The 21,895-nt window shown below is 71.7% G+C and carries 18 protein-coding genes and 1 pseudogene; 3 read left to right on the top strand and 16 right to left on the bottom strand.

Features of this window, described 5'->3' with window-relative positions; all coding sequences use genetic code 11:
- Positions 1 to 76 precede the first annotated feature (76 nt).
- Positions 77 to 352, top strand: a pseudogene (locus ACQ393_RS02955) (integrase core domain-containing protein); the annotation flags it as partial.
- Between the two features lie 591 nt (positions 353 to 943).
- On the opposite strand, the gene ACQ393_RS02950 reads toward ACQ393_RS02955, so the two are convergent.
- Positions 944 to 2,026: a CU044_5270 family protein gene (locus tag ACQ393_RS02950; protein ID WP_430645322.1), complete on the bottom strand. Its 1,083-nt coding sequence runs from the start codon at positions 2,024 to 2,026 to the stop codon at positions 944 to 946.
- Positions 1,992 to 2,600 carry an RNA polymerase sigma factor gene (locus ACQ393_RS02945; protein WP_430645321.1) on the bottom strand — a complete coding sequence of 203 codons (609 nt, stop codon included), beginning with the start codon at positions 2,598 to 2,600 and terminating at the stop codon, positions 1,992 to 1,994. The genes ACQ393_RS02950 and ACQ393_RS02945 overlap by 35 nt, the downstream gene beginning before the upstream one ends.
- 436 nt (positions 2,601 to 3,036) lie before the next feature.
- Between ACQ393_RS02945 and ACQ393_RS02940 the strand changes: the two genes are divergently transcribed.
- Positions 3,037 to 3,564 (top strand): VanZ family protein, encoded by a 528-nt coding sequence (locus ACQ393_RS02940; protein WP_430645320.1) that lies wholly within the window; start codon positions 3,037 to 3,039, stop codon positions 3,562 to 3,564.
- Between the two features lie 8 nt (positions 3,565 to 3,572).
- On the opposite strand, the gene ACQ393_RS02935 is transcribed toward ACQ393_RS02940, so the two are convergent.
- The 10 genes from ACQ393_RS02935 to ACQ393_RS02890 all read right to left on the bottom strand — a co-directional run bounded on the left by ACQ393_RS02935 (position 3,573) and on the right by ACQ393_RS02890 (position 15,771).
- Complete coding sequence (locus ACQ393_RS02935; RefSeq protein WP_430645319.1) at positions 3,573 to 5,327, bottom strand: ABC-F family ATP-binding cassette domain-containing protein; 1,755 nt, start codon at positions 5,325 to 5,327, stop codon at positions 3,573 to 3,575.
- A gap of 395 nt (positions 5,328 to 5,722) precedes the next feature.
- Positions 5,723 to 7,267 (bottom strand): malate:quinone oxidoreductase, encoded by a 1,545-nt coding sequence (locus ACQ393_RS02930; RefSeq protein ID WP_430645318.1) that lies wholly within the window; start codon positions 7,265 to 7,267, stop codon positions 5,723 to 5,725.
- A gap of 108 nt (positions 7,268 to 7,375) precedes the next feature.
- Positions 7,376 to 7,504, bottom strand: a complete 129-nt coding sequence (locus ACQ393_RS02925; RefSeq protein ID WP_430645317.1) for a hypothetical protein — start codon at positions 7,502 to 7,504, stop codon at positions 7,376 to 7,378.
- A gap of 220 nt (positions 7,505 to 7,724) precedes the next feature.
- Positions 7,725 to 8,780 (bottom strand): aspartate-semialdehyde dehydrogenase, encoded by a 1,056-nt coding sequence (locus ACQ393_RS02920; protein ID WP_430645316.1) that lies wholly within the window; start codon positions 8,778 to 8,780, stop codon positions 7,725 to 7,727.
- Positions 8,781 to 8,945: 165 nt separating this feature from the next.
- Positions 8,946 to 10,220 (bottom strand): aspartate kinase, encoded by a 1,275-nt coding sequence (locus ACQ393_RS02915; RefSeq protein WP_430645315.1) that lies wholly within the window; start codon positions 10,218 to 10,220, stop codon positions 8,946 to 8,948.
- Positions 10,221 to 10,396: 176 nt separating this feature from the next.
- Positions 10,397 to 10,750: a nuclear transport factor 2 family protein gene (locus ACQ393_RS02910; protein ID WP_430645314.1), complete on the bottom strand. Its 354-nt coding sequence runs from the start codon at positions 10,748 to 10,750 to the stop codon at positions 10,397 to 10,399.
- A gap of 117 nt (positions 10,751 to 10,867) precedes the next feature.
- Positions 10,868 to 12,370, bottom strand: coding sequence for a DUF222 domain-containing protein (locus ACQ393_RS02905; protein ID WP_430645313.1), 1,503 nt, complete (start codon positions 12,368 to 12,370; stop codon positions 10,868 to 10,870).
- A gap of 7 nt (positions 12,371 to 12,377) precedes the next feature.
- Positions 12,378 to 12,644 (bottom strand): hypothetical protein, encoded by a 267-nt coding sequence (locus ACQ393_RS02900; RefSeq protein ID WP_430645312.1) that lies wholly within the window; start codon positions 12,642 to 12,644, stop codon positions 12,378 to 12,380.
- An 88-nt stretch (positions 12,645 to 12,732) separates the two neighbouring features.
- Complete coding sequence (recR, locus tag ACQ393_RS02895) at positions 12,733 to 13,329, bottom strand: recombination mediator RecR (protein WP_328289218.1); 597 nt, start codon at positions 13,327 to 13,329, stop codon at positions 12,733 to 12,735.
- A 3-nt stretch (positions 13,330 to 13,332) separates the two neighbouring features.
- Positions 13,333 to 15,771, bottom strand: coding sequence for a DNA polymerase III subunit gamma and tau (locus tag ACQ393_RS02890; protein ID WP_430645311.1), 2,439 nt, complete (start codon positions 15,769 to 15,771; stop codon positions 13,333 to 13,335).
- Positions 15,772 to 15,972: 201 nt separating this feature from the next.
- On the opposite strand from ACQ393_RS02890, the gene ACQ393_RS02885 reads away from it, so the two are divergent.
- Complete coding sequence (locus ACQ393_RS02885) at positions 15,973 to 16,347, top strand: TraR/DksA family transcriptional regulator (protein WP_430645310.1); 375 nt, start codon at positions 15,973 to 15,975, stop codon at positions 16,345 to 16,347.
- Between the two features lie 99 nt (positions 16,348 to 16,446).
- On the opposite strand, the gene ACQ393_RS02880 is transcribed toward ACQ393_RS02885, so the two are convergent.
- From ACQ393_RS02880 to pta, 4 genes are all read right to left on the bottom strand, one after another.
- Positions 16,447 to 17,814, bottom strand: coding sequence for an MFS transporter (locus ACQ393_RS02880; RefSeq protein ID WP_430645309.1), 1,368 nt, complete (start codon positions 17,812 to 17,814; stop codon positions 16,447 to 16,449).
- Positions 17,811 to 18,389 (bottom strand): ArsR/SmtB family transcription factor, encoded by a 579-nt coding sequence (locus ACQ393_RS02875; protein ID WP_430645308.1) that lies wholly within the window; start codon positions 18,387 to 18,389, stop codon positions 17,811 to 17,813. Before ACQ393_RS02875 ends, ACQ393_RS02880 begins: the two co-directional genes overlap by 4 nt.
- A gap of 65 nt (positions 18,390 to 18,454) precedes the next feature.
- Positions 18,455 to 19,642, bottom strand: coding sequence for an acetate/propionate family kinase (locus ACQ393_RS02870; protein WP_430645307.1), 1,188 nt, complete (start codon positions 19,640 to 19,642; stop codon positions 18,455 to 18,457).
- Positions 19,639 to 21,780: a phosphate acetyltransferase gene (gene pta / locus ACQ393_RS02865; RefSeq protein WP_430645306.1), complete on the bottom strand. Its 2,142-nt coding sequence runs from the start codon at positions 21,778 to 21,780 to the stop codon at positions 19,639 to 19,641. Before pta ends, ACQ393_RS02870 begins: the two co-directional genes overlap by 4 nt.
- Positions 21,781 to 21,895 lie beyond the last annotated feature (115 nt).

Below are 21,895 nucleotides of genomic sequence, written 5' to 3'. Positions count from 1 at the left end.
AGTTCGAGGTCATCATGAACACGCCAGCCGCACTGGCTGCGTGACTAAAAACTGTCACCTATCCGTGCAGCAGACCCGTGGTCATCTCGGCCGGCTCGTCGAGCACGTGTCACGGCTGGGCGTGGAGGCGATCACGGGCAAGCCGTACAAGCCGACCACGCAGGGCAAGAACGAGCGCTTCCACCAAACCCTGTTCCGCTACCTCGACAAGCAGCCCCTCGCGCCGAGCCTGTTCGAGCTGCAGGGGCAGGTCGACGCGTTCGACGAGATTTACAACACCCAGCGCCCCCATCAGGGCCTGCCCGGCCGCGTCACCCCGCAGACCGCCTGGAACGCCACCCCGAAGGTCGAAGCGCCGCGCCCGCGACCGGCACCCTACGTCGTCCGCGCCCCGCGCGAGCCCAAGCCGCCCACGCAGCGGCCGGCGAACCTGCCCGATGGCACCACGATCCGCACGCTCAGCAGCGCCGGCACGCTCATGGTCGACCGAGTCACCTACAAGGTCGACGGGCGCCGCGCCTACGAAGACGTGCTCGTCATCGCCGACGGCCAGCGCATCACGATCGTCGACCTGCACGGCGAGGTCCTCATCGAGCACACCCGCCCGGCACCAGGGATCACCTACGTCGGCAACGGAAACCCACGGGGCCCGCGGGTCAAGGCGCCTTCACCGTCACCGATGTCTTGATACATGAACTGTCACCGATGTCCTGAGGCAGAACTGCCTCAAGACATCGGTGACACGCCACCTCGCCCCGGAGGCCCGCCACCACAGCGCCAACCGGGCGCGACGACGCTCAACCCGGCCCGCTCCCCAGGGCGACGAAAGATCGAGGCTAGCTCGCGCTTTCGGGCGGCACGACGATGACAATCGGCTGGGTCGGCGGGAGTGTCAGGTCGGCGGGACCGGATCCCACACCGTCGCCGTGGGGACCATGCGCGCTCAGCACTGGCCCGTCTCCGGGTTGACGGGCATCTTGCCGCACACGGTACCGCCGTCCGGTGCGCTGTCGACGACGGTTGTCGTGACAGTCGTCCACGAGAGGGCGGTTCCTGTGGGGACGCCGTCCTGGTCGCGAAGCAGCACTTCACGGTCGCCGATGAACTCTCCGGTCGTCGGGTCGACGATGATCTCGACCCGCGTGCCCCAAGCGTCTTCGACGCGTCCGATCGCGACACCGGTGCGGCCGTCGAGGGTGGCCTGGTCGTCGACGAACTCGACTCCGGGGATCAGTGCTGCCGCTTCGTACATCGCGGCGCGAAGCTCCGCGGGCACGTTTCCGATCCGCAGCCGGTCAGCGATGTACACGAGTGCTTCGGTGTCGGGCGAAGGACCCGCGCCGAGCGTCGCCCGGTAGATGTAGTTCAGGAGGCGGTAGGGGTCGCGTGGCAGCGCGTCGAGGTCGTCGAACCCGGCGTACTTCGGGCCGCCGTAGAACGCGCCCGCGGGGGCGCGGAGCACGTCACCGGTCTCGAATGAGTCGGACGACGAGACTGCTCGCCACCACATGTCCGCGATCTCCTCCGACTCCGGGCCGAAGGTGCCGTACACGGACTGCGGCCCGCGCACCCAGACCCATTCGTCCTCCGGATCCGCAGGACGGTAGAGCGTGTCGTCCGAGGCGTACTGATAGGACGCGACGACATCGTCGTAGCCGCCGCTCGAGAGGTGGACCCCGCGGGTCCGCACCTCGAGGTACTGCCCCGGCGAAAGCACCGGATCGACGGTCTGGATCGCGGCGGTGGATGCCTCTTCCAGAACGGCGGCGGCCGCAGGATCCGCCCCTCCCCGCCAACCGGCGAGTCCGACGACATCGGTGAGCACGAGTCCCGTCACCAGCGCTGCCGCGCCCAGGGTGCTCAGGCCGCCGATTGCGAACCGTCGTCGAGCGCGCGTGTGCCGCGCCGGGCGAGGCGCAGCCGTTCCGGCGGCGCGCTCCAGGAGGGCCGCACGCCCCCTGTTCAGTGCCGCTCCCGGCGGCTCTTCCTCGCTACGCGTGTTGCGCAGCAGCGTCAACTCGTCCATCACCTGTCTCCCGCTCGATCTCGGGGTTGCCGACTGCGTTTCGGAGCAGTCGGCGCGCCCTGTTCAGACGTGAGCGCACTGTGCCGATCGGCACGTCGAGCGCGGCAGCGACACCGGCGTAGTCGAGGTCGCCCCAGGCGTACAGCAGGAGGGTGTCGCGATCGGATGCCGTCAACGCGCGCAACGCCGAAGCCAGGCGCCGTGTCGTACGCGCGGCATCCAACCGCGCACCGGCCCGCTCGATCATGTCGGGCGCGAGCTGCGCCGCGACATCCGCGACCATGCCCTTCCATGCCCGCGCCTCCAGCCGCACATGCTTGCGCATGAGGCGGGTGGCGATCCCCAGCAGCCAGGGACGAGCGTCGACGACCTCGAGGTCGTAGTCTGCTCGCTTCTCGAAGGCAACGAGGAAGGTCTCGGACATGATGTCCTCGGCCCGGTCATCTCCGAGTCGCTGCGCCGCGTAGCGATAGATCGACGGCGCGTGTCGGTCGAAGAGCGACGCGAACGCGGCCGGCTGTTCCGCCGACCGCTTGATCACCTCGTTGTCTGCACTCACATCCGTATTGCTCATTCACCGCAATCGAGTTCACAGATCGCCCTGGCTTGGGGAAGACTACCGGGGAAGAACAGCTAGCGATGCGTTCGAGCTGCGGCGGCGCGCTCATGCTGGATCGGGTCACCGACAAGGTAGACGGGCGCCGATCCTACGAAGACGTCCTCGTCATCACCGACGGCGACCGCATCACGATCGTTGACCTGCACGGCGGGGTCCTCATCGAGCACACCCGCCCGGCACCCGGGATCACCTACGTTGGCAACGGAAACCCGCGAGGCCCGCGGGTCAGAGCGACTCCACCGTCACCGATGTCCTGATGCATGAACTGTCACCGATGTCCTGATGCAGAACCATCACCGATGTCCTGAGACATCACAACGCACGGATCGCCGACAGCCCGCGGCAACGTCGAAGCAATGCCGTGGCAATGCCGCCGGGCTACGCTGTCACGATGCCCCGGCTGCCCGACTCCGAGCGCGCTCGGCGCGCCCCGGCCTCCGACGGGCCGTCGGGCCGAGCGCTGGCATGGCGCCGTCTGGTCATCATGGTCGTGGGCGTCGCCTACGGCATCGGACTCTGGACCGTGCTGTTCTGGCCGGTCCATGTCGACGGCGAGGGCGGGCTCATCCGCGTCGACGGGATCATCGAGCTCCTGGCGCGGATGGGCATGCCCGCGCGCATCCGATACCCGCTCGTGCAGTCCGGGCTGAACGCCGTGCTCTTCCTGCCGTTCGGGGCCCTGTGGGCGGCGTGGTTCCGGCGGCAGCGGTTCCACCTCGTGGTCTCCGCCACGCTGCTGGCGTCCGCGGTGAGCCTTGCGGCGGAGTTCGCCCAGCGGGCGTACCTGCCCGACCGCACGTTCGACCTCCGCGACGTCGTCGCGAACGGCGTCGGCGCGGGCATCGGGGCGCTCATCGTGGTGCTCGCGGCGCGTTCGGGCCGCAGCCCGGGCGCGGGTCCGGGCCGCGGCCTCGAGTAGCGCCGCCGTCAGGCCGCGCGCGCCCGTGCATCGAGCGCGAACTCCTCCCCCGCCCAGCGGCGCCGGAGCCAGCGGTCGTGGCTCGCCACCACGACCGCGCCCGGGAAGCCCCCGAGGGCCGCTTCGAGGTCGCCCGCGAGCGCGAGCGAGAGGTGGTTCGTCGGCTCGTCGAGCAGGAACACGTGCGGCGGCGACGCGATCACGAGCGCGAGTGCGAGCCGCCGCTGCTGCCCGACCGAGAGCCGCCCGACCGGCCGGTCCAGGTCGCGCGGCGCGATCAGTCCCAGCCCGGCGAGCGGCACACGCTCGGCGCGCCGCTCCCCCAGCGCCAGCTCGTAGATCGCGCGCGGCGAGGCATCCGGATCGGGGAACCGCACGTCCTGCTCGAGGAGGCCGACCCGCAGGCCCCGACGACGATGCACCGCGCCCCGATCGGGCGCGAGGCGCCCGGCGAGGAGCGACAGGAGCGTCGACTTGCCCGCGCCGTTCGCGCCCGTGACGAGCAGGCGCGTCGCCGACGACACCCGCAGTGCGGGGACGTCGAGGCGGCCCGCGACCGACACGTCGGCGACCTGCAGCAGCAGCCCCGGGTCATCCGAGAGCGCGTGCGCGCCTGCCGGGATGCCGGCGAACGCGAGCGGCGCCGGCGGCCGGGCGACCTGCGTGCGCTCGAGCTCGGCGAGGCGCACCTGTGCGTTGCGCACCCGCCGGGAGACCGCCTCTGCGACGTTCTCGCCCTTGAAGTGCCTGATGAACCGGTCGTTGTCGGTCGGGCCGCGGCCGGGGGCGACGCTCCGGGCGGTCTCGGCGACCGCGAGTCGCAGCCGCTTCAGCTCGGCCTGCTCGTCGTCGTGCTGCCGACGCCATCGCGCGAGCTCGTCGTCGCGGACGCCGAGGTACTCGCTGAACGAGCCCCCGAAGACCGTGCCGACGGATGCCGCGAGCGCCGCCTCACGCGAACGCTCGCCCGGCGCGCGTCCGGCCGCACCGGCGAGCGCGAGCGCCGTCGCACCCGAGCGCCCGGGATCCAGGTCGAGCAACCCGGTCGCGACCCGGTCGAGGAACTCGCGGTCGTGACTCGCGAAGACGACCGGCCCGGGCCACGCACGGAGCCGGCCCTCGAGGAACGCCGCGGCGTCGTCGTCGAGATGGTTCGTCGGCTCGTCGAGCAGCAGGGCCTCCGGCGCCGAGAGCAGCAGGGCCGCGATCGCGAACCGGCTGCGCTGGCCCCCGGACAGCTCGTCGATGCGTCGGTTCCGGCCGAGCCCGGCCAGGCCGAGCCCGGCGAGCAGCTCGTCGCGTCGCCGTTCGACCGACCACACGTCGGCCCGCTCGGCCGCCCCGAGCGCCCTGGCGTAGCGTTCGGCCGCAGCGGCCGCGGGCGCTGCGGCGACGCCGGCGCCGTCGCCCGCTGCGAGCGCCGCCGCCGCGTCGTCGAGCTCGCGCTCGATCGCGCGCACCTCGGCGATCGCCGCCTCGATCACGTCGTCGACGCGGTCGTCGGGTGCGAACGGCAGCTCCTGCAGCAGCAGCCCCGTTCGCCCGGGCCGGGCGACCCGACCCTGCACGACCGCCCCGTTGAGGGGCTCGTCGGCGAGCAGCCGGAGGAGCGTGGACTTGCCGGCGCCGTTCTCGCCGATGAGCCCGAGCCGCTGCCCGGGCGGAACGGCGAAGCCGAGATCGGCGAACACGCTCCGATCGCCGAATGCGACCGACAGCCCGTCGGCGCGGAGGTGGGAGGAGTGGGAATGGATGACCGTCATGCGGAAGGGATCCCTTCGCGAGGTGCCCCCGCCGGAGTCCGCCGCGCGCTGCGGTGAGCATGGGCGACACGTCGACCGGCCGGTCGTCGCGCGTGAGCGACGACGACGGCCCGGGAGCGGAGGTGGATCCCGCCGGGCATGTGCCGTCGTCGAGGCGCGCGCGAACACGGTCGCGATCAGTGCTAGAGCGCACACCCCGATGTCAACGGCGCCTCAGGCGCGGGACGGTGGGATGTACTCACTTCATAGCGTCGTCGAGAGTAGCAGAGGTCGGGGCGCGTGAGAAGAGCGGATGCCGCGGGGCTGGGGTCTCGATACGGGCGCTGCGCGTCCTGCTCGACCACCGGGGGTCTCGACACGGGCGCTGCGCGTCCTACTCGACCAACGTCGCCGGGTCAGGCGGTGAGCTGCAGCGCGGCCGCGGTCCGGGCGAGCGAGGCCGCCGCGGCATCCGGGTCGTCGGAGAGGGTCGTGCCGTACGACGGGATCATCTCGCGGATCTTCGGCTCCCACTCGCCGATGCGCTCGGGGAAGCACTTCTTCATGACCTCGAGCATGATCGGCACCGCGGTCGACGCGCCAGGCGAGGCCCCGAGGAGACCGGCGATCGAGCCATCCGCCCCACTGATCACCTCGGTGCCGAACTGCAGCACGCCGCCCTTCTCCGGGTCCTTCTTCATGACCTGCACGCGCTGGCCGGCCGTGATGAGCTCCCAGTCCTGCGTCTTCGCGGTGGGCATGAACTCGCGGAGGGCCTTCATCTTCTTCTCGCGCGAGGCGAGCAGTTCGGAGACGAGGTAGCGCACGAGGTCGAAGTTGCGCAGGCCCACCTGCAGCATCGGGACAAGGTTGTGCAGGCGGATCGAGAACGGCAGGTCGAACCACGTGCTCGTCTTGAGGAACTTCGGCGTGAAGCCCGCGTACGGTCCGAACAGCAGCGACGTCTCACCGTCGACGACGCGCGTGTCGAGGTGCGGGACCGACATCGGCGGGGCGCCGACGGCGGCCTTGCCGTAGACCTTCGCCTGGTGCTGCGCGACGATCTTCGGGTTCGTGGTGCGGAGGAACTGACCGGAGATCGGGAAGCCGCCGTAGCCCTTGATCTCGGGGATGCCGGAGTGCTGCAGCAGCGCGAGCGCGCCGCCGCCGGCGCCGACGAACACGAACCGCGCGCGAACGGTCTCGGGGGTGTTGCCGACGAGATTGCGGATCTTCAGCTTCCAGGTGCCGTCCTTCTGGCGCTTGAGCCAGGTCACCTGGTGGTCGGTGCGGATCTCTGCGCCGCGGGACTCGATGTCGCGGAGCAGCTGCACGGTCAGCGCGCCGTAGTCGACGTCGGTGCCCGACTCGATGCGCGTCGCGGCGATCCTCGCCTTCGGGTTGCGCTTCTTCGCGAGGAGCGGCGCCCACTCGGCGATGGTGTCGAGGTCCTCCGAGTACTCCATGCCGGCGAAGAGCGGCTCGCCCTCGAGCGCGTCGACGCGCTTCTTCAGGTAGTCGATGTTCGACCGCCCGCGCACGAACGTCATATGGGGCGTCGAGTTGATGAAGCTCCTCGGCTCGGGCAGCGCGCCCGACTCGACGAGGTGCGCCCAGTACTGCCGGCTGACCTGGAACTGCTCGTTGATCGAGACCGCCTTGTCGGCGCTGACCGTGCCGTCGGCCGCCTCGGGCATGTAGTTCAGCTCGCAGAGTGCGGCGTGCCCGGTGCCGGCGTTGTTCCACGGGTTCGAGGATTCCTGGGCGACGCGACCGAGGCGCTCGTAGACGCGGATGCTCCAGTCGGGCTGCAGCCTCGAGATCAGGGAGCCGAGCGTGGCGCTCATGATGCCCCCGCCGATCAGCACGACGTCGACGGTGTCCTCGGAATTCACGCGTTCCAGTGTATGGGCGGTCGGATGGACGCGATGACCAGCCCGTTCGTCGCGACCGGCCGACATGTCCAGCGGATGCCGCGGGTGGAAGTCGGGGATGACCTGCCGCGTCGCAGTGGCGGCGACGAGACGGGCGCATCTCCAGCCGTTCCCTCCCGGCGGCCGGTCGCGAGATCAGAGGGCCCGAACGCCGCCCGCGATGATCCCGACACCGGCGGTGAGGAGTCCGATCGTGAGCGAGGCGGCGCCGAGCCACAGCAGCAGGATGGCGCGGCCCGGCTTCTGCGGATCGCCGCCCAGCACGGAGAGGAAGAACCCACGACCTCTCCGCGACGCTCGGCCGCGCGGTCGGCGCGCTCGCAGCGGCCCGCCCGGAGCGGCGCGCCGTTCGCCGTGCGTCGGATTCGTTCGCGGTCGCGGCCGATCGCACCCGGGCCCCCGGGCTGGCGCCCGCGCGCCGTCCGCCCGGATACGACGAGACCCGGCCGTCGTCGGGACGGCCGGGTCTCGGAAGCGGGTCTGGTCAGACCGACGCGAGCGACTTCGCCGCGACGAGCTCCGCGATCTGCACCGCATTCAGCGCGGCGCCCTTGCGCAGGTTGTCGTTCGAGACGAAGAGCACGAGGCCCTTGCCCTCGGGCGCCGACTGGTCCTGGCGGATGCGGCCGACGTAGCTCGGGTCGGTTCCGGCGGCCTGCAGCGGCGTGGGGATGTCGCTGAGCGCGACGCCCGGGGCATCCGCCAGCAGCTCGGTCGCGCGCTCGGGCGTGATCGCGTTCGCGAACTCGGCGTGGATCGAGAGCGAGTGGCCGGTGAAGACCGGCACGCGCACGCACGTGCCCGCGACGCGGAGGCCGGGCAGCTCGAGGATCTTGCGGCTCTCGTTGCGGAGCTTCTTCTCTTCGTCGGTCTCGAGGTCGCCGTCGTCGACGATCGAGCCGGCGAGCGGGATCACGTCGAACGCGATGGGCCGCGGGAACTTCTGCGGCTCGGGCATCGTCACGGCGCCGCCGTCGTGCACGAGGCCGATCGCGTCCTGGGCGACCGCGGCCTTCGCCTGCTCGAGCAGCTCCTCGCCGCCGGCGAGGCCCGCGCCCGAGACCGCCTGGTACGTCGAGACCATGAGCCGCTCGAGGCCGGCCTCGTCGTGCAGCACCTTGAGCACCGGCATCGCGGCCATGGTGGTGCAGTTCGGGTTCGCGATGATGCCCTTCTTCGCCTCGTCGATGGCGTGCGGGTTTACCTCGCTGACGACGAGCGGAACCTCGGGGTCCATGCGCCAGCCGCTCGAGTTGTCGATGACCATGACGCCGGCCGCCGCGAAGCGCGGCGCCTGCGCCTTCGAGAGCGTGGCGCCGGCGGAGAAGATCGCGATGTCGAGGCCAGTGGGGTCGGCGGTCGAGGCGTCCTCGACGAGGATCTCCTCGCCCTTGAAGGGCAGCGTCGTGCCCGCCGACCGCGCCGAGGCGAAGTAGCGGATCGAGGCGACCGGGAAGTCGCGCTCCTCGAGGAGGCGGCGCACGACCGCGCCGACCTGTCCGGTGGCGCCGACGACGCCGATGTTCACTCCGTGTGCCATGGTGCTTCCTCTCGTGGCATCCATCAAGTATTCAGGAGGTCCGGCGGTGCGCAGGACCCGAGTCGGCCGATCGTCCGGCATTGGCAGTGATCCGCGGCGATCCGGCAGTCGGTCGACGGATGCCGCGTGGCGCGCCGCGTCGCGGCATCCGCTCGCTTCGACGGGTCAGCGACCGGTTCCGGCGTAGACGACCGCGTCGTCGTCGCCGTCGAGGTCGAACGCCGTGTGCACCGCGCGGGCGGCGGCGTTGACGCTGTCGGCGCGCGTGACGACCGAGATGCGGATCTCGGAGGTCGAGATCATCTCGATGTTGATGCCCGCCTCGTAGAGCGCCTCGAACAGCTTCGCCGAGATGCCCGCCGCCGAGCGCATCGCGGCGCCGACGAGCGAGAGCTTGCCGATCTGGTCGTCGTACTGCAGCGACTGGAAGCCGAGCGCCTCCTGCACGCCGGAGAGCGCCTTGAGCGCCTTCTCGCCGTCGGACTTCGGCACCGTGAACGAGATGTCGGTGCGGCCGGTCGCGGCCGCCGAGACGTTCTGCACGATCATGTCGACGTTGGCGTTCGTGCCGGCGACGATCTTGAAGATCTTGGCCGCGGCGCCCGGAACGTCGGGGACGCCCACGACGGTGATCTTCACCTGGGACAGGTCGACCGCGACACCGGCGATGACGGACTCTTCCACAGCTTCTCCTTCGGGAAGACGCTCGGGGTCGTAGACGATCGTCCCCTCGCTGTTGTTGAACGACGAGCGCACGTGCAGCGTGACACCGTGGCGGCGCGCGTACTCGACGGCGCGGATGTGCAGCACCTTGGCGCCGGAGCCGGCGAGCTCGAGCATCTCCTCGCTCGTGATGCGGTCGAGCTTGTGCGCCTTCTTCACGACGCGCGGGTCGGACGTGAAGACCCCGTCGACGTCGGTGTAGATCTCGCACACGTCGGCGTCGAGGGCGGCGGCGAGCGCGACTGCCGTGGTGTCGCTGCCGCCGCGGCCGAGGGTCGTGATGTCGCGCGACTCGCGGCTGAAGCCCTGGAAGCCGGCGACGATGACGACGGCGCCCTCGTCGAGTGCTTCGCGGAGGCGCACCGGGGTGACCTCGACGATGCGTGCGGCGCCGTGCGTGGCATCCGTGATCATGCCGGCTTGGCTGCCGGTGAACGAGCGGGCGTCGTGGCCGAGGCTCTTGATGGCCATGGCGAGGAGCGCCATCGAGATGCGCTCGCCCGAGGAGAGGAGCATGTCGAGCTCGCGCGGGGCCTGGATCGGGGTGACCTCGTTGGCGAGGTCCATGAGCTCGTCGGTCGTGTCGCCCATCGCGGAGACGGCGACGACGACGTCGTTGCCGGCCCGGCGGGTCTCGACGATGCGCTTCGCGACCCGCTTGATGCTCTCCGCGTCGGCAACGGACGATCCGCCGTATTTCTGCACGATCAAGCTCACGTGGGCGCTCCCGGGGGGTGTCTGGGCCGGGGAAACGTTCACCCGGCGCCGGAAGGTCCATCATACGGCGGCACGCATACGCGCCCGGCCATGTGACGGCGGGCGGCATCGGCGACGGATGCCGCGGGCGCGCGTCATCACGTCGGCGCCGCGCGGCGCCGCGCCCCGGCGCACGGTCAGCGGTCGCGCTCCATGTACCACTCGGTGAAGCGCGTCGCACGGCCGTCGGGCGCCAGGCGGATGACCCAGAGGTTGTCGTAGAGCTTGGCGGCCGGGTAGTCGGTGCGGCCCTGCACGACGACGAGGTCGTCGGTCTCGGTCAGGACCTCCCAGTCGAAGTGCCAGTCGCCGGGCTCGTCGCGCGAGTCGAGCCATCCGGCGATGATCGCCTCGCGGCCGCGGAGCGCGTCGGGGTCGTCGGGGCTGAACTCGTAGATCGCGTCGTCGGTGAAGAGGGCGGCGATGTCGTCGGCGTCGTTGGACTCCCATGCCCGGACGTACCCGGCGACCCAGTCGGTTCCTGCGCTCATGGGCTCCGTTCTACTGGCGTGCTGTCAGGTCGTCAACCGGGTTCCGGCAGGTCATCAACCGGGTTCCAGCGCGCGGTGGGATGAGGGACGTACGACATGCGACGATCCACCGCGCAATCATGCGGCGGATCCGATCGGGGGATCATCCGTGGGCGCCCGCGGTCTCTCTCGCACGGGGACGCCGTCGAGTTCGACCGGGTTCACGATGTCGGCGCGGGTCTTCGGTCGCATCTCGCGGGGGCGTTGCTCGGGGTCCACGAACGGCGGCGGGATGAGCCAGTACCTGCCGCCCTCGCGTCGGACCTCCCAGCCCTGGTTGTGGTACCTCAGGTGATCGCCGCGGCAGAGCAGGATGCCGTCGGCCAGATCGGTTCTGCCATCGTCACGCTGCCAGTGGTCGATGTGGTGCGCTTCGGTCCATGACGGCGGCCGATCGCAATCGGGATCCATGCACCCGCCGTCTCGTACCGCCAACGCGATCTTCTGCGCGCGTGTGAAGAGGCGTTCCTCCCGACCGAGGTCGAGGCACTTCCCGTCGTCGTCGAAGCGCAGCGGAAGATACCCCTCGCAGAGACCGCGTGCGATGGCCGTGAGTGGAACCGCGTGCTCGTGGCCCTCGATCGCACCGGAACCGCCGTGTTCGAGCGAGCGGGCGTTGACCACCAGCCGAACCGACGGTCGACGCTCGTCGAGCAGCCGATCCGGATCGACGCTCGCACCGGCGCGGAGGAGCTGCACGAGCCCTTCGGCCGCCGCCCTGCCCCGTGTGGCGAGGTCGCCGTCGAACCGCTCGTCGCGCACGACCGGGTCGCCGAAGCGACGACCTCGAGCCGCGTTCGCGGAGCGGTCGCCGACACGACGCGGGTGCGTGAGCTGGTCGAAGACGGACTTCACGAGCATGCCGCCCTCGGGTTCGAGCTCGAACTCGCCCCGCACCATGCCGTCTTCTTTCACCCAGAGCCGCCAGAACTGGCTTCGCCGTCGGGCTTCGTGGGACTCGGCCACTCCCGTGACGTCGAGTCGGTCGCGCAGGGCGCGAGCCGCACGGCGCGCCTGGTCGGCGCTCAACGTGCGGCACTCGTCGATGAGTGCCGGAAGCGCGCCCGCCAGCACCTCGCCCGAGACCCGCTCATTCGGTTCGCCGAGCCCTGCGCGGATCGCCTCGACGAGACCGAAGGAGAGGATGCGTCGCTCGAACGCCTCGGCGAGCGCGGCGAACCACGGAGCATCCGCCGCGGTCATCGCCGCCGTGCCGCGGGCGACCTTGCGATCTCGGGCGACCTCGTCGACGGCGGCCGTCTCGGCGAGCATCTCGCCGACTCTCGCGAGGCGCCTGGCGTCGTGCGTGGTACCACCGGTCTCGGAGCGGATCATCGCCTGCGCGCTGGCATGCCCCTGCCGTTGCGCGAGCCCCTGCAGCCCGGCGGCCGGCCGCGACCGGTGTGCGACCTCGGCCGCGCAGAGCGCCGACCAGCGGGTCACCTCGCGCGAGAGCGCTGCGATCGACCGCTGCAGCGCGACCACCTCGTCATCGCCGAGCGCGCGGAACACCGAGGTGCCGCTGGACTCGCCCTGCAGTCGGGCGGCCAGCTCGTCGATGAACGCGGCCGGGGAGGACATGTCTCGATCACACCACGACCCACCGACATCCGCTCGCCTCAGAAATCGGGCCGTGAACTGGGAAAATGCCTGTGAAGAAGACACGAACCCCGGCGCCTGTGGAGGACAGGTCGATGCCGACCAGCACGCGCGAAGCCTGCGGCGGATCAGGTGGGCGCGGGCGCCGCAGGTACCACTCCGTGAACTCGGTCGCGCGTCCGTCCGCGTCGAAGCGGATCACCCACGGGTTGATGACGTCGTCGGCGCGGCCGGGGTAGTCGGTGCGGCCCCGCACGATCGCGAATCCGGATGTCTCGAGCTCGACGTGCCAGTCGAGGGCCCAGTCGCCGGGCTCATCGGCAAGCGCCGGCCGCGGCCGGCGCTCAGCCGACGACGCGGCGGCCCTCGAAGGCGCGACCGAGGGTGACCTCGTCGGCGTACTCCAGGTCGCCGCCGACCGGGAGGCCGGAGGCGAGACGGGTGACGCGGATCTCGAGGGTCGTGAGCAGGCGGCTGAGGTAGGTCGCGGTGGCTTCGCCCTCGAGGTTGGGGTCGGTCGCGATGATGACCTCGGAGACGGTGCCGTCGGCGAGCCGCTGCATGAGCTGGCGGATGCGCAGCTCGTCGGGGCCGATGCCGTCGATCGGGCTGATCGCGCCGCCGAGCACGTGGTAGAGGCCGCGGAACTCGCGCGTGCGTTCGATGGCGACGACGTCCTTCGCCTCTTCGACGACGCAGATGAGGCTGGGGTCGCGGCGCGGGTCGCGGCAGATCGAGCAGGTCGACTGCTCGGCGACGTTGCCGCAGATCTCGCAGAACTTCACCTTGTCGCGCACCTCGATGAGGATCTCGGCGAGCCGTGAGACGTCGAACTGCTCGGTCTGCACGATGTGGAACGCGATGCGTTGCGCCGACTTCGGCCCGATGCCGGGGAGGCGACCGAGTTCGTCGATGAGCTCCTGGACGATGCCCTCGTACACGCGCTACCCCCGCTCGCCGAATCGGGCCTGCGGCGCCTCGACCTCTTCGAGGAAGGTCGCGCCGAGCAGGTCGCGCACGACGGCCTCGCCGTAGCGCTGGATCGCCGGGGCGGCGCCGGCGGTCGCGCCCTGGGCTGGGCGGGATGCCGGCTTCCGCGCGCCGCCTCGGGCAGGTGCGGCGGGTGCCGGGCCGGCGTGCATGTCGGGGCCGGGGCCGGGCGCGTAATCGGGCTCCGGTTCGAGCGGCGGCGCGTCGGCATCGTCGAGGGGCGGCGGCACGTCGTCCCGCGGCGGCACGTCGTCGGCGGCGGCCTGCACCGGGGCCGGCCCGGCGGGCGCGGGCGCGGGCCGTTCTGCGACGGCGGTGCGCGTGGCCGATCGAGCGGCGGGGGCGGATGCCTCGGCGGTCGCCGAGTCGGATGCCGGTGCCGTCGGGTCCGAGGTCGGGATGGCGACGGTCGCCCACGAGTCGACCGGGCCGCTCGAGGTGACCGCCGTCGCGTCGGCCGGCCTGCCGGTCGATCGCGTGCTCGACGCGGACGCGCCCGATGGGGACGAGGAGGCGGACGCCGGCGCCTCGGCACGGGTCGCGGCGGCCGACGCGGCGGGCGCGGGAGCAGCCGGGGCCTTGCCGCCGTCACGCGCGGGCGACGAGCCGGCGCCGGGCGTCGCGGGGCCGCGGTCCGCTCCACCGCCGGCGGACACGACGCGCGCGAGGAACTTCACCCGCACGCCGAGGACCTCGGCGATCGCGGCTCGGAGCAGGTCGCCGACGCTCTGCCCGGGAGGCCCGGAGCGGAAGTTGCCCATGTCGGATTCGCTCGGGAATCCGAGCACCAGCACGTCGTCGTCGCGGTACTCCAGAACCTGCGCGGTGAACGCGACCATCCACGCGCTGCGCTTGGTGCGCTGGAGCGACGAGAGCACCTCGGGCCAGGCGTCGCGCATCTGCTCGACGGTCACCGGGCCGACAGGGCGCACCGGCACGGTGGGGGCCGCCGGCTCGGCGGGGGCGAGCGGCGCGGGCGCAGCTGGCGCCGCGGCGGTGGTCGCGGCGGAGCCGGCGGGCGAAGCGGGCCCGGCGCTCGTGACGGGCCCGGTACTCGGCGTCTCCCACTTCGGCGGCGCCGAGGCTGCGGAACGCTCCGGTGCCGGCGGCTTCTCCGCGGACGTTGCAGTCGCCGGTGCAGGCGTCGCCGAGGCAGGCGCAGGCGTCGCAGCCGGGACGGGCGCGGGCGCGGCGGGAGCAGGCGCGGAACCGCCGCCCGCGGCATCCGTCACCCCGACCCGGCGCTCGAGCCGCTCGACTCGGGCGAGCGCGCCGCGTTCGGTCTCGTCGCTCGACGGCACGAGCACACGGGCGAGCATGAGCTCGAGATGCAGGCGCGGGGAGGTCGCGCCGGTCATCTCGGTCAGGGTCTGGTTGACGAGGTCGGCCACGCGCGAGAGCTCAGCCGAGCCGAAGACGGATGCCTGGGTCGCCATGTGCGCGAGCTCGTCGGCCGGGACGCCCCGGAGCACGGCGGCCGCCGCCTCGGGCGTCGTCGCGGCGACGACGATGAGGTCGCGCAGCCGCTCGAGCAGGTCCTCCACGAAGCGACGCGGATCCTGTCCGGTCTGCATCACGCGATCGGCGGCGGCGAACGCACGCGCCGCATCGGCGGCTCCGATCGCCTCGACGACGTCGTCGAGCAGGGCGCCGTGCGTGTAGCCGAGCAGCGCGACCGCGCGCTCGTAGCCGACGGTCGATCCCTCGGAACCCGCGATGAGCTGGTCGAGCAGCGAGAGCGTGTCTCGCGGCGAGCCGCCGCCGGCGCGGACGACGAGCGAGAGCACGCCCGGTTCGACCTGCACCCCCTCCTCGTCGCAGAGCTTCTGCACGTAGTCGAGCATCGGCGCGGGCGGCACGAGCCGGAAGGGATAGTGATGCGTGCGCGAGCGGATGGTGCCGAGCACCTTGTCGGGCTCGGTGGTTGCGAAGATGAACTTCACGTGCTCGGGCGGCTCCTCGACGAGCTTCAGGAGCGCGTTGAACCCCTGCGGCGTGACCATGTGGGCCTCGTCGAGGATGAAGATCTTGTAGCGGTCGCGAGCCGGTGCGAACACCGCACGCTCGCGCAGGTCGCGGGCGTCGTCGACGCCGTTGTGGGATGCCGCGTCGATCTCGACCACGTCGAGCGACCCGCCGCCCGCGCGCGACAGCTCCACGCAGCTCGGGCAGACGCCGCACGGAGTGTCGGTCGGCCCCTCGGCGCAGTTCAGGCAGCGCGCGAGGATGCGCGCCGACGTCGTCTTGCCACAGCCGCGCGGGCCGGAGAAGAGGTACGCGTGGTTCACCCGATCGGTGCGCAGCGCCGTCATGAGCGGCTCGGTGACCTGGGACTGGCCGATCATCTCGGCGAACGTCTCGGGCCGGTAGCGGCGATAGAGGGCGGTGACCACGCGTCAATGGTAGTCGCGCCCTCCGACACGTCCGCCGCCGATCCGGAGGGGCGGCGCACGATCGCCGGCGGTGCCCGACGGCGGCACACCGGGCCGTAGGACCCGGCCGCGAAGTGGGCGGCACGGCATAGGATCGGTGGACCGCACCGGCGCGGACGCGGCATCCGACCCCGCCCGGTGCACGACGACGGAGGTGGTCACGTGACGACGGGGGTCAGCACGCCCGCGCAGCTCGAGCGGTTCCGGGAGCTCCTGCTCGCAGAGCGGCGAGAGGCCGAGGAACGACTCGCCGAGCAGAGCGAGGGGATCACGGCGGTGCGCGAGGCGAGATCCGACACGTCGGTCGACGACGAGCACGACCCCGACGGGCCGACCATGAGTCAGGAGTGGTCGCAGCGGACGGCGGTGCTGCACGACGTCGAGCACGAGCTCACCGACATCGACCAGGCGCTCGCGCGCATCGACGACGGCACCTACGGCGTCTGCGAGCGCTGCGGAGAGAAGATCACGGTCGCGCGCCTCGAGGCGCGTCCGACGGCGACGCGCTGCATCGACTGCGCGCGGCTCGTGCACTGAGCCCAGAAACGCAGGTCCGGCAGCCGGCTCGGCCCCGCCCCCGTTCGGCCCGGCGGACCATCCCGCCCGCGGCATCCGCTACCCCGGGCCGGCAAGCCCTCACCCGACCGTCCGCAGGCCGCGGAACGACTTCAGATACAGCGGCGACGACGCGAGCACGAGGTAGATCACGGCGCACGCCGTGACCGTCGGCGCGAGGCCGAGCTGCTCGGCCGCGAGGCCGCCGAGGACGGCGCCGAGCGGCATCGTGGCGGTCACGCCGGCCGTCGTCACGCCGAAGACCCTGGCCCGCATGCCGTCGGGGATCAGCCCGTACATCGCGGTCGAGATCATCGGGTTGATGGCGCCGGCGGCGAATCCCGAGAGGGCGAGCACCGGCAGCAGCACCGCCGAGGCAGCACCGAGCGCCATGGTCAGGTACGGCACGGTGCCGGCGACCATGAAGCAGGCCGCGAACAGCAGCCGCCCCGAGAACCGGTGCCCGACGGACCCGAACACGATCGACCCGGTCAGGGCGCCGCCGGCGAAGCATCCGACCATGAAGCCCAGCTGGGCCGGGTCGCCCAGCACCTCGGTCGCGTAGAGGGGCTTCAGCACCATCATGCCCGCGGCGTCGATCGCGTTCGTGAGCGTGACGAGCAGCACGATCGAGCGCAGCAGGGGTGAGGATGCCACGAAGCGGAGCCCCTCGACGAAGCCGCCGCGCCCACCGGGCACGAGTTCGACCCGACCCTGCGCGGCATCCGCGTCGGCAGCGCCCGGGCCGGGCCCGGCGACGGGCCGGGCGTCGTGGCGCGGGATGAAGAACGCGACGAGGAGTGCGGACACGACGAACCCGCCGGCGTCGACGAGCAGCGCGGCCATGGGGCCGAGCAGGGCGACGAGGCCGCCCGCGGTCGCCGCGCCGAGCATGATCGCGGTGCGCTCGACCGCGGACTGCGCGCCCGCCGCACGTTCGATGGGCCAGCGCGCGAGCGCGGCCAGGTCAGGCGTCAGCGACGTCTTCGCGGTGTCTCCGGGCGGGTCGAGGAGGCCGCCGAGGAAGACGAGGGCGAGCAGGGCGCCGAACGGCAGTCCCACAGTTGCGTGCAGCAACGGGATCGCGAACACCGTGGCCGCGCTCGCGAGATCGGCGACGATGCTCGACGCCCGGTAGCCGAAGCGGTCGACGAGCACGCCGCCGAGCGCCCCGCCGATGACGAGCGGCACGGTCGCGAACACGCCGACCACGCCCGCGGCGAGCGGCGAGCCGGTCTGCTGGAGGGCGATGATCGGCAGCGCGACGAGGGCGATCGCGTTGCCGCCCCGGGAGAACAGCGCGGCGGCGAGGTTCGCGAGGATCGGCAGGCGGCGGCGCGGCGGCAGCTGCGGCTGCGGCTCCTCGAGATGCGGCGCGGCCGTCTCGCTCGCGGGGCCGCCTTCGGACGTCGAGCGATCGTCGACCCGGGCCTCCGCATCCGCGCTCATTGCCCACTCCGCGGGAAGGTGTGCGTGATCCAGCGCACCGCACGCGTGCCGGGGCGCGGCTCACGGCCCACTGCCCACCACTTCTCGCGCACGGCCGCGAGGTCGGCGGTGAGTTCGCGGAACTCGTCGAGCGTGAGCTGCGCGCCGCCGTCGCTCGAGTCGGATGCCGCGATCCACTCGGGCTCGAGGTCGAGCTCGGCGTCGAGCGCGGCGAGCAGTTCGCGGTGGTAGGAGTCGATGACGGTGCGACGCATCGCCTCGGCGGCCTCGCGGCGGTCGGGGTCGTCGAGGTAGCTCTCCGCGCTCAGGCTCGTCATCTCGTGGGCGGAGCGCCACCAGCGCTCACGCCCGTCGCGCTCGTGCTCCGGTGCGGGCTCGACGAAGCCGTACTTCGCGAGGGTCGAGAGGTGGTAGCTGATCGACCCCGACGCCGCGCCGGTCGCCTCGGCGAGCATGCCGACCGAGTGCGGCCCCTGCATGCGCAGCAGGCCGAGGATGCGCAGCCGCAGCGGGTGCGCCATGGCGCGCATGGCCCCCGAATCGCGCAGGTCGATGGACTTTCCGTGTTCGCTCACGCGACGATCGTAACTCTACAAGAGTTCTTGCACAACATTTCTTGCAGAATCGATGCGGCGTCGGTTCAGATGGCGGCGAGCGTCTGCCGGGCGATCTCCAGTTCCTCGTTCGTGGGCACTACGAGCACGGCCGTGCGGGACCCGTCGGTCGAGATCCGCCGCGCCTCCCCCGAGCGTTCCGCGTTGCGCGCGGCATCCACCTCGACGCCGAAGCCCTCGAGCCCGGCGAGTGACATGGCGCGCACGTCGGCCGCGTTCTCCCCCACGCCCGCGGTGAACACGATCGCGTCGACCCGGCCGAGCTGCGCCGCATAGGCGCCGACGTACGCGCGCACGCGGTGCGCGTACACCTCGAGCGCGATCCGCGCCCGTTCGTCGCCGGATGCCGCGGCCTCCGTCAGGTCGCGCATGTCGCCGTGCCCGCCGAGGCCGAGCATGCCGCTGCGCTTGTTCAGCAGGTCGTCGACCTCGTCGACGCGGAGCCCGACGCGACGCTGCAGGTGCAGCACGACGGCCGGGTCGAGGTCGCCTGAGCGCGTGCCCATCGCCAGGCCCTCGAGCGGGGTCATCCCCATACTGGTCTCGACCGAACGCCCGCCGTCGACCGCACAGGCCGAGGCGCCATTGCCGAGATGCAGCACGATGAGCTTCAGCTCCTCGACGGGCCGGCCGAGGAACGCCGCCGCCGCACGCGAGACGTACCGGTGCGAGGTGCCGTGGAACCCGTACCGGCGGATCCGGTGCTTCTCGGCGAGGTCGCGGTCGAGCGCGTAGAGGTACGCCTCGGGCGGCATCGTCTGGTGGAACGCCGTGTCGAACACGGCGACGTGCGGAACCGACGGGAACGCGCGCTCGGCCGCGACGATGCCCGCGAGGTTCGCAGGGTTGTGCAGCGGCGCGAGCACCGACAGCTCGTCGATGTTGATCTTCACGAGCTCGGTGATGATCGTCGGCTCGAAGAACCGGGCGCCGCCCTGCACGACGCGGTGGCCGACGGCGACGGGCGGGTGCTCGTCGAGGGACGGGCCGTGCGCGGCGAACGCCTGAAGCATCCACGCGAAGGCCGCGTGGTGGTCGGCGATCGTCGCCTCTTCGCGGAAGGTGTCGCCCGCAGCATCCGTGTGGGTGGCTCGACCGGCGCCGGCGCCGATGCGCTCGACGAGGCCAGACGCGAGCGGCTCGCCCGCCTCGACGTCGACGAGCTGGTACTTGAGGGACGACGAACCGGAGTTGATGACGAGGACGACGCTCACGACGCCGCCTGGATGGCGGTGATCGCGACCGTGTTCACGATGTCCTGCACGAGCGCGCCGCGCGAGAGGTCGTTGACGGGCTTCTTGAGGCCCTGCAGCACCGGCCCGATCGCCACGGCGCCGGCAGAGCGCTGCACCGCCTTGTAGGTGTTGTTCCCCGTGTTGAGGTCGGGGAAGACGAACACCGTCGCACGCCCGGCGACCGACGAGCCCGGCAGCTTGGTGCGCGCCACCGCGGCGTCGGCCGCGGCGTCGTACTGGATCGGCCCTTCGACGGGCAACTCCGGCGCGCGCTCGCGCACGAGTTCGGTCGCCCGCCGAACCTTGTCGACATCCGCCCCCGAACCGGACTCGCCGGTCGAGTACGACAGCATCGCGACGCGCGGCTCGATGCCGAACTGCTCGGCCGTCTTCGCCGACGAGATCGCGATGTCGGCGAGCTGCTCGGCGGTCGGGTCGGGCACGACCGCGCAGTCGCCGTAGACGAGCACCCGGTCGGCGAGCGCCATGAGGAACACGCTCGAGACGACGTTCACGTCGGGCTTCGTCTTGATGATCTCGAAGGCGGGGCGGATGGTGTGCGCCGTCGTGTGCATCGCGCCGGAGACCATGCCGTCGGCGAGGCCGAGCTCGACCATCATCGTGCCGAAGTACGAGACGTCCTGCACGGTGTCGCGCGCCTGCTCGAGCGTGACGCCCTTGTGCGCACGGCGGCGCTGGTACTCGTCGGCGAACCGGTACACGAGCACGTGGTCGTGGTTGGAGAGCACGGTCGCCTTGGAGAGGTCGAGGCCGAGGCCGATCGCGCGCGAGCGGATCTCGATCTCCTCGCCGAGGATCGTGAGGTCGGCGACGTCGCGCGCCAGGAGCGTCGCGGCCGCACGGAGGATCCGGTCGTCGTATCCCTCGGGCAGCACGATGTGCTTGCGCACGTCGCGCGCGCGCGCGAGCAGCTCGTACTCGAACATGAGCGGCGTGACGACGTCGGTGCGCGCCACGTCGAGCCGGTCGAGCAGTTCGGCCTCGTCGACGTGCTTCTCGAAGAGGGCGAGCGCGGTGTCGCGCTTGCGCTGCGACTCGGCGGCGAGCTTGCCGCGGGTCTGCGTGATCGCGAGCGCGGTGTCGTAGCTGCTGAGCTGGGTGCGGATGATCGGCAGGCCCGACTTCAGGCCCTCGATCAGTCGCTCCACGGTCTCGGAGATCGGGAACCCGCCGTTCAGCACGATGCCCGCGATCGACGGGAACGTCGCCGAGGAGTGCGCGGTGAGCACTCCGAGGAGCACCTCGCTGCGGTCTCCCGGCACGACGACGACGGCACCCTCGGTGAGCCACGCGAGCACGTTCTCCATCGACATCGCAGCGACCACGACGCCGAGCGCCTCGCGCTCGAGCAGCTCGGGATCGCCCGCGTACAGGGTGCCGTCGACCGCCTTCATGATCGAGCGCATGGACGGCGCGACGAGGTACTGGTCCTCCGGGATCGCCCAGACCGAGACGGATGCTTCGGGCCCGCCGGCCGCGTTCGCGCCGCTGGAGGCCGACCGCACGGCGTCGACGATCGCGTCGAGCCGATCGGGGTCGGCCCGGTTCGCGACGACGCCGAGCAGCGCGGCGTGCTCGCGCTCGAGCTCCTCGACCGCGAGCTCGGTGATCTGCGCGAGCTCGTCGGGCGTCCGTGCGTCCGTATAGCCGAGGCGTTCGCTCGCGCCGCGGCCCTGCGTCACGCGCCCGCCGACGACGAGGAGGACCGGTGCACCGAGGTTCGCCGCGATGCGCGCGTTGAAGGCGAGCTCGGTCGGGCTGCCGACATCCGTGTAGTCGGACCCGATCACGACGACCACGTCGCACCGCGCCTCGACGGCCTTGAACCGGCGGACGATCGTGCCGAGCGCGGCCTCGGGGTCGCCGTGCACGTCCTCGTAGGTGACGCCGATCGCCTCGTCGTAGCCCAGGTCGATGACGCCCTCGTGCGCGAGCAGCAGCTCGAGCACGTAGTCGCGCTCCTCGGTCGACCGGGCGATGGGGCGGAAGACCCCCACCCGGGTCGCGCGTCGGCTCAGCGTGTCCAGCGTCCCGAGCGCCACCGTCGACTTGCCGGTGTTCCCCTCGGCGGAGCAGATGTAGATGCTGTGCGCCACCCGGCCAGCCTATCGAGCGCCGTTCGGGCTGCGCAGGGGCGCACCCCGGTTCCGGAACCCGAGCGCCGTTCGCTTATGCTGTTCGCACCCGACGCGGCGTCGGCCCCGACGACGT

The sequence above is a fragment of the Agromyces sp. GXS1127 genome (assembly GCF_050565425.1).
Lineage (GTDB): Bacteria > Actinomycetota > Actinomycetes > Actinomycetales > Microbacteriaceae > Agromyces.
Note: the sequence above shows the minus strand (reverse complement) of the source record. Positions and strands in the feature narration are given on the sequence as shown.

Excerpts from the sequence above, each read along its gene's own strand:
- ACQ393_RS02910 (WP_430645314.1), bottom strand. The coding sequence starts at position 10,750 with ATGAGCGCAGGAACCGACTGGGTCGCCGGGTACGTCCGGGCATGGGAG.
- ACQ393_RS02880 (WP_430645309.1), bottom strand. The coding sequence starts at position 17,814 with ATGAGCGCGGATGCGGAGGCCCGGGTCGACGATCGCTCGACGTCCGAA.
- ACQ393_RS02935 (WP_430645319.1), bottom strand. The coding sequence starts at position 5,327 with ATGACGGTCATCCATTCCCACTCCTCCCACCTCCGCGCCGACGGGCTG.
- ACQ393_RS02905 (WP_430645313.1), bottom strand. The coding sequence starts at position 12,370 with ATGTCCTCCCCGGCCGCGTTCATCGACGAGCTGGCCGCCCGACTGCAG.
- ACQ393_RS02945 (WP_430645321.1), bottom strand. The coding sequence starts at position 2,600 with ATGAGCAATACGGATGTGAGTGCAGACAACGAGGTGATCAAGCGGTCG.
- ACQ393_RS02930 (WP_430645318.1), bottom strand. The coding sequence starts at position 7,267 with ATGTCGGCCGGTCGCGACGAACGGGCTGGTCATCGCGTCCATCCGACC.
- ACQ393_RS02950 (WP_430645322.1), bottom strand. The coding sequence starts at position 2,026 with ATGGACGAGTTGACGCTGCTGCGCAACACGCGTAGCGAGGAAGAGCCG.
- ACQ393_RS02940 (WP_430645320.1), top strand. The coding sequence starts at position 3,037 with ATGCCCCGGCTGCCCGACTCCGAGCGCGCTCGGCGCGCCCCGGCCTCC.
- ACQ393_RS02920 (WP_430645316.1), bottom strand. The coding sequence starts at position 8,780 with ATGGCACACGGAGTGAACATCGGCGTCGTCGGCGCCACCGGACAGGTC.